Source organism: Staphylococcus sp. MB377 (assembly GCF_001922505.1).
In the GTDB taxonomy this organism is placed as follows: Bacteria; Bacillota; Bacilli; order Staphylococcales; family Staphylococcaceae; genus Staphylococcus; species Staphylococcus haemolyticus.
On record NZ_MAON01000026.1, the window covers coordinates 1 to 5251 of the forward strand.

Below are 5251 nucleotides of genomic sequence, written 5' to 3' on the forward strand. Positions count from 1 at the left end.
CCGCCGCTAACGTCAAAGGAGCAAGCTCCTTATCTGTTCGCTCGACTTGCATGTATTAGGCACGCCGCCAGCGTTCATCCTGAGCCAGGATCAAACTCTCCATAAAAATTTATGATGTTTGATTAGCTCATAATACTAAATAGTGTTTGTAACATTTAAGTTACTGTTTTTGGAATTAACGTTGACATATTGTCATTCAGTTTTCAATGTTCATTTAATCATTATAAAATGGTGGAGACTAGCGGGATCGAACCGCTGACCTCCTGCGTGCAAAGCAGGCGCTCTCCCAGCTGAGCTAAGCCCCCAAATTTTTTAAGAAGTCGGGAAGACAGGATTCGAACCTGCGACCCCTTGGTCCCAAACCAAGTGCTCTACCAAGCTGAGCTACTTCCCGTATGTAATTAAATAATAAATAAAATTTAAATGGCGCGCCCGATAGGAGTCGAACCCATAACCTCTTGATCCGTAGTCAAACGCTCTATCCAGTTGAGCTACGGGCGCTTTATTTAAGATGGTGCCGAGGACCGGAATCGAACCGGTACGGTGATCTCTCACCGCAGGATTTTAAGTCCTGTGCGTCTGCCAGTTCCGCCACCCCGGCAATGTAATGGAGCGGAAGACGGGATTCGAACCCGCGACCCCCACCTTGGCAAGGTGGTGTTCTACCACTGAACTACTTCCGCATATGGCTATTAAAATAATCGTATGAGCCATAGAGGATTCGAACCTCTGACCCTCTGATTAAAAGTCAGATGCTCTACCAACTGAGCTAATGGCTCAAAGATGGTGCCGGCCAGAGGACTTGAACCCCCAACCTACTGATTACAAGTCAGTTGCTCTACCAATTGAGCTAGGCCGGCTAATTAATTAAGAATGGTGGAGAATGACGGGTTCGAACCGCCGACCCTCTGCTTGTAAGGCAGATGCTCTCCCAGCTGAGCTAATTCTCCAACGTGCAAGCCTGGCGACGTCCTACTCTAGCGGAATGTAAATCCAACTACCATCGGCGCTAAGGAGCTTAACTTCTGTGTTCGGCATGGGAACAGGTGTGACCTCCTTGCCATTGTCACCAGACAATAACTTACTCAATTAATTATAATGTCGATTGTTTTAATTTTCAATAGTTAATTTTACACTTTGTTAAAATTATCTTTACAAGTACTTTACAAAATTAAGTTTCGTTTTTGACGACTTTTATATCATACAACATTCAAAAAGCAAAGTCAACTAATTTTTGAAACTTTTTATTTAACAAGTTTATTATTTGTCGTTTCGCTTCTTTTGAACACTTTTACTATGTTAGCACATCTCAACCATATTGACTACACTTTTTTTATATTGTTTTACAATAACTTCTCTACTCTTTTTTACTTTTGTAACTTTCCCTTGATAATAACCCTTTATTACACCATTATATTTAATCCTTTAGTTTTATATAAATTGAAAACTAATTGTTCCTTTTGTCTCTTTTATTAACAATAACTGTCTCAAAATAAAAAAGAGATTGAGATATATTAGGTTAACATTTGAATAAACCTAAACTTTATCTCAATCTCTAATATTTAATTCAATCTATTTTTGTCTCATATAAGGGAATAATAATACGTCTCTAATAGATGGAGAGTCAGTTAACAACATAACTAAGCGATCGATACCGATACCTAAACCACCTGTTGGAGGCATGCCATATTCTAAAGCTTCAATATAATCTTCATCCATTTCATGCGCTTCATCATTACCTTGTGCTTTTTCAACAAGTTGTGCTTCGAAACGTTCACGTTGATCAATTGGATCATTTAATTCAGTGAATGCATTCGCATGTTCTCTACCTACGATAAACAACTCGAAACGGTCTGTAAATCTTGGATCTTCCGGATTTTTCTTCGCTAAAGGCGAGATTTCAATTGGATGTCCATAAATAAATGTTGGTTGAATTAACGTTTCTTCAACTTTTTGTTCAAAGAATTCATTTAAGATATGACCATATTTCATGTTATCAGTAATTTCAATATTATGTTCTTTAGCTGCTGCGATTGCTTCTTCATCAGATTTAATTTGATAGAAGTCTACACCTGTAGCTTCTTTCACTGCATCTACAATATGAAGGCGTGTCCATGCAGACTCTAGGTCAATTTCCTCTTCATTGTATTGAACTTTTGCAGAACCAAATACTTCTTGAGCGATATGTCTTACCATAGATTCAGTTAAATCCATGATATCGTGGTAATCAGCGTATGCTTCATATAATTCAATCATAGTAAATTCTGGATTATGTCGTGTTGATACGCCTTCGTTACGGAATACTCGTCCAATTTCATAGACTTTTTCAAGGCCACCAACAATTAAACGTTTTAAATGTAATTCAATTGCTATACGCATATAAAGTGTAGCGTCTAGTGCATTATGGTGCGTAACAAATGGTCGTGCTGCTGCACCACCTGCAATTTGATGCATCATTGGTGTTTCAACTTCTAAGAAACCTTGTTTATTTAAGTAATTACGCATTTCTTGAATAATTTTACTACGGTTAATGAATGTTTGAGTACTATCTTGATTTGTAATCAAGTCTAAATAACGTTGACGATAACGTTGTTCAATATCTTGTAAACCATGGAACTTATCAGGTAAAGGTCTAAGCGCTTTAGATAATAAAGTGAATGTCTTAGCTTTTACTGATAGCTCGCCAGTATTTGTTTTGAACATTACACCTTCAATACCAACAATATCGCCTAGGTCTGCACCTTTCCATAAATTGTCGAAATCTTCTTCGCCAATTTGGTCCTTACGCACGTAAATTTGAATTTGACCAGTCAAATCTTGGACATGTGCGAAACCAGCTTTACCTTTACCACGTTTAGTCATCAAACGGCCGGCAATCGACACATGACTTTCATCTTCTTTATCATGTAATTCTTCTTTTGAGAATTCATCCCATTGTGATTTTAGTTCACTAGCAGTAGCTGAGCGCTCAAAACGTTTTCCAAATGGGTCGATTCCTAAATCAATTAATTCTTGTAGTTTTTGACGACGGACCTGCATTTGGTCATTCATTTCTTCTGACATAACTTTCTCTCCTTTAAATTTCATTTTAATGAAAATCATTCCATGGATTATTTCTAAATTGCTTATAGGATATCATATTACTAATATGGTGTTACTTAATTGTATTGTTTTACAAAATTGACATTACCTGTATCACTTTCAAAGTATGATCATCACTATTTTCGCATTTCTATAATATTAATTAAATGCATAATTAATACTTCTTAACCTTTATATTTCTTCACCGTGTCATCTGGTATGACTAAATCAGAGATACGAGTATTTGAACGAGGTTCTATTTGTGTTGATGCAATATCATTTAATGGTATTAATACAAAAGCACGTTCACCCATTCGAGGGTGGGGAACTTCAAGGTCATCTTCTTCTATAACCTTATTTCCATATAACAAAATATCGACATCTAATGTCCTTGGACCCCAACGAATGTCTCTAACTCGATGTAATCGTTGTTCAGTTTCTAAGCAATATTTAAGAAGTTCTTTGGGCTCCAATTCTGTTTCAATTTCTAAACACAAATTTAAAAAATTGGGCTGCTCAGTATACCCCACTGGTGCAGTTTCATATATTGGAGAGATCTTAGTCACGGAAATACCTTCAATACTATCAATTATTTTTATAGCATCTTGTAATTGCTGTTCCCTATCACCAATATTGCTTCCTAAACCTAAATACGATTGTACCATTTAACGATTCTCCCTCACTATCTCTATACCTACGCCATCATAGTGACCAGGAATAGGTGGATTTTCTTTAGTGATTCTGACTTTCGTTTCCATTACACGATTATAGTGTGAATTTATACGTTTTGCAATACGTTCAGCTAGATGTTCGATTAAATTACATGGTGGACCTTCAACGATTTCTTTAACATCTTCAAACACTTCTCCGTAATGCACAGTATCTATCACATTATCAGATTGTCCCGCTTCTTCTAAATTCACTTTCAACGTAACATCTACTACAAAGATTTGACCTATCTCATTTTCAGCAGGTAAGGCACCATGGTATGCGTAAAATCTCATACCATTAAGAAAGATTGTGTCGTTCATCTTCATTCTCCTTTAAGAAATCCATACTTTGACCTAATCTAGCGTTTAATTGCACATTATGTACACGCACAGCTTTGACGCCTTTCATTATACCATAAGCTGTTGTAGCAGCTGTCGCCTCATCACGTTCTAACGCTTTAGTTTCTGTACCAATTATTTCTTTAATAAAACGTTTTCGACTCGTTGCTAATAAAACAGGATACTCAGTTGCTACAAGTTCATCTAAACGTGCCATTACTTCATTTTCTTCATCACGTGTTTTGGCAAAGCCAATCCCAGGATCTAGCCATATTTTATGTTTTGGAATTCCTGCCATTTCTGCTTTGTTCGCTTGAGTAATAAGTGATAATAGCATTTCTTCAACAACTGGTTGTTCGCGATGTCCGTTACCATTATGCATTAATACAACTTCAGCATCGTAAGCAGCCACAACATCAAGTATTTTAGGATCATATAACCCTGCCCATTGATCATTGATCATCGTTGCACCTAATTTTAAGCACGCTTCCGCTACTTCACTACGATATGTATCTATTGAAAGTTGAATATTAAATTTTGCAAGTTCTTTCACTACAGGAACTACACGCTCAATCTCTTCTTCCGTTGAAATTTCTGTGAATCCTGGTCGTGTAGAAATACCGCCGATATCAATGATATCCACACCTTCTTCTATCATCTCTTTAGCACGTTTGACCGCTTTATCCACTGAATTATACTTACCACCGTCAGAGAATGAATCTGGTGTCACATTCAATATTCCCATAATTTTTGTTTTAGTCATTCTTGTCACGTCACCCTTCGTTCTTTTAGAAAATGATATGTAGAAAAATATCTACTTTTGCTCAATAATCACATATTAATGATACACTCATTTTCTAAACATTTCAGTTTTTATAATCGCCAAAAAACATGCAAAGTATTTAATAATTTAGGCTCTATAATAAATTGGACTGATGACTAAAAATCATCAGTCCAATTTTTATGTTTGAATACAAAAATGGCGCAATTACCTCTATAATTATTAGCTACCAAACAAAATAAAAAAGAAAGGTAATGCGCCTATGTGTAAGTCTATATTAAATACATTAAGAATTAAAGATAAAAATCTAAATTTTTCAGATGAAGTGATTTAGAATGTG

The 5251-nt window shown here is 36.2% G+C and carries 4 protein-coding genes, 8 tRNA genes and 2 rRNA genes; all 14 read right to left on the reverse strand.

The annotated features are described in order from the left end of the window. A 16S ribosomal RNA gene (locus BB045_RS06915) occupies positions 1-106 on the reverse strand; the annotation flags it as partial. 123 nt (positions 107-229) lie between these two features. Continuing rightward, positions 230-305, reverse strand: a tRNA-Ala gene (locus BB045_RS06920). Between the two features lie 15 nt (positions 306-320). Next, positions 321-394 (reverse strand) — tRNA-Pro (locus BB045_RS06925). Between the two features lie 30 nt (positions 395-424). Then, positions 425-501, reverse strand: a tRNA-Arg gene (locus tag BB045_RS06930). Between the two features lie 11 nt (positions 502-512). Then, positions 513-601: transfer RNA gene (locus tag BB045_RS06935), tRNA-Leu, on the reverse strand. A gap of 7 nt (positions 602-608) precedes the next feature. Beyond that, positions 609-683, reverse strand: a tRNA-Gly gene (locus tag BB045_RS06940). A gap of 23 nt (positions 684-706) precedes the next feature. Beyond that, positions 707-779: transfer RNA gene (locus tag BB045_RS06945), tRNA-Lys, on the reverse strand. A gap of 5 nt (positions 780-784) precedes the next feature. Continuing rightward, positions 785-860, reverse strand: a tRNA-Thr gene (locus BB045_RS06950). Between the two features lie 14 nt (positions 861-874). Next, positions 875-950 (reverse strand) — tRNA-Val (locus BB045_RS06955). A gap of 9 nt (positions 951-959) precedes the next feature. Further along, positions 960-1074 (reverse strand): 5S ribosomal RNA (rrf, locus tag BB045_RS06960). 498 nt (positions 1075-1572) lie between these two features. Then, the gene (gene lysS / locus BB045_RS06965; RefSeq protein WP_053027049.1) at positions 1573-3063 is read right to left on the reverse strand and encodes a lysine--tRNA ligase; all 1491 of its coding nucleotides are present in this window, start codon (positions 3061-3063) and stop codon (positions 1573-1575) included. 203 nt (positions 3064-3266) lie between these two features. Continuing rightward, a complete protein-coding gene (folK, locus tag BB045_RS06970) occupies positions 3267-3746 on the reverse strand; it encodes a 2-amino-4-hydroxy-6-hydroxymethyldihydropteridine diphosphokinase (RefSeq protein ID WP_049426448.1) in 480 nt (159 codons plus the stop codon). Further along, positions 3747-4112 (reverse strand): dihydroneopterin aldolase, encoded by a 366-nt coding sequence (folB, locus tag BB045_RS06975; protein WP_037552526.1) that lies wholly within the window; start codon positions 4110-4112, stop codon positions 3747-3749. After that, positions 4090-4893 carry a dihydropteroate synthase gene (folP, locus tag BB045_RS06980; protein ID WP_075140613.1) on the reverse strand — a complete coding sequence of 268 codons (804 nt, stop codon included), beginning with the start codon at positions 4891-4893 and terminating at the stop codon, positions 4090-4092. Before folP ends, folB begins: the two co-directional genes overlap by 23 nt. Between the last annotated feature and the right edge of the window lie 358 nt (positions 4894-5251).

Coding starts and splice junctions, on each gene's coding strand:
- lysS (WP_053027049.1), bottom strand. CDS start 3,063: ATGTCAGAAGAAATGAATGACCAAATGCAGGTCCGTCGTCAAAAACTA.
- folK (WP_049426448.1), bottom strand. CDS start 3,746: ATGGTACAATCGTATTTAGGTTTAGGAAGCAATATTGGTGATAGGGAA.
- folB (WP_037552526.1), bottom strand. CDS start 4,112: ATGAACGACACAATCTTTCTTAATGGTATGAGATTTTACGCATACCAT.
- folP (WP_075140613.1), bottom strand. CDS start 4,893: ATGACTAAAACAAAAATTATGGGAATATTGAATGTGACACCAGATTCA.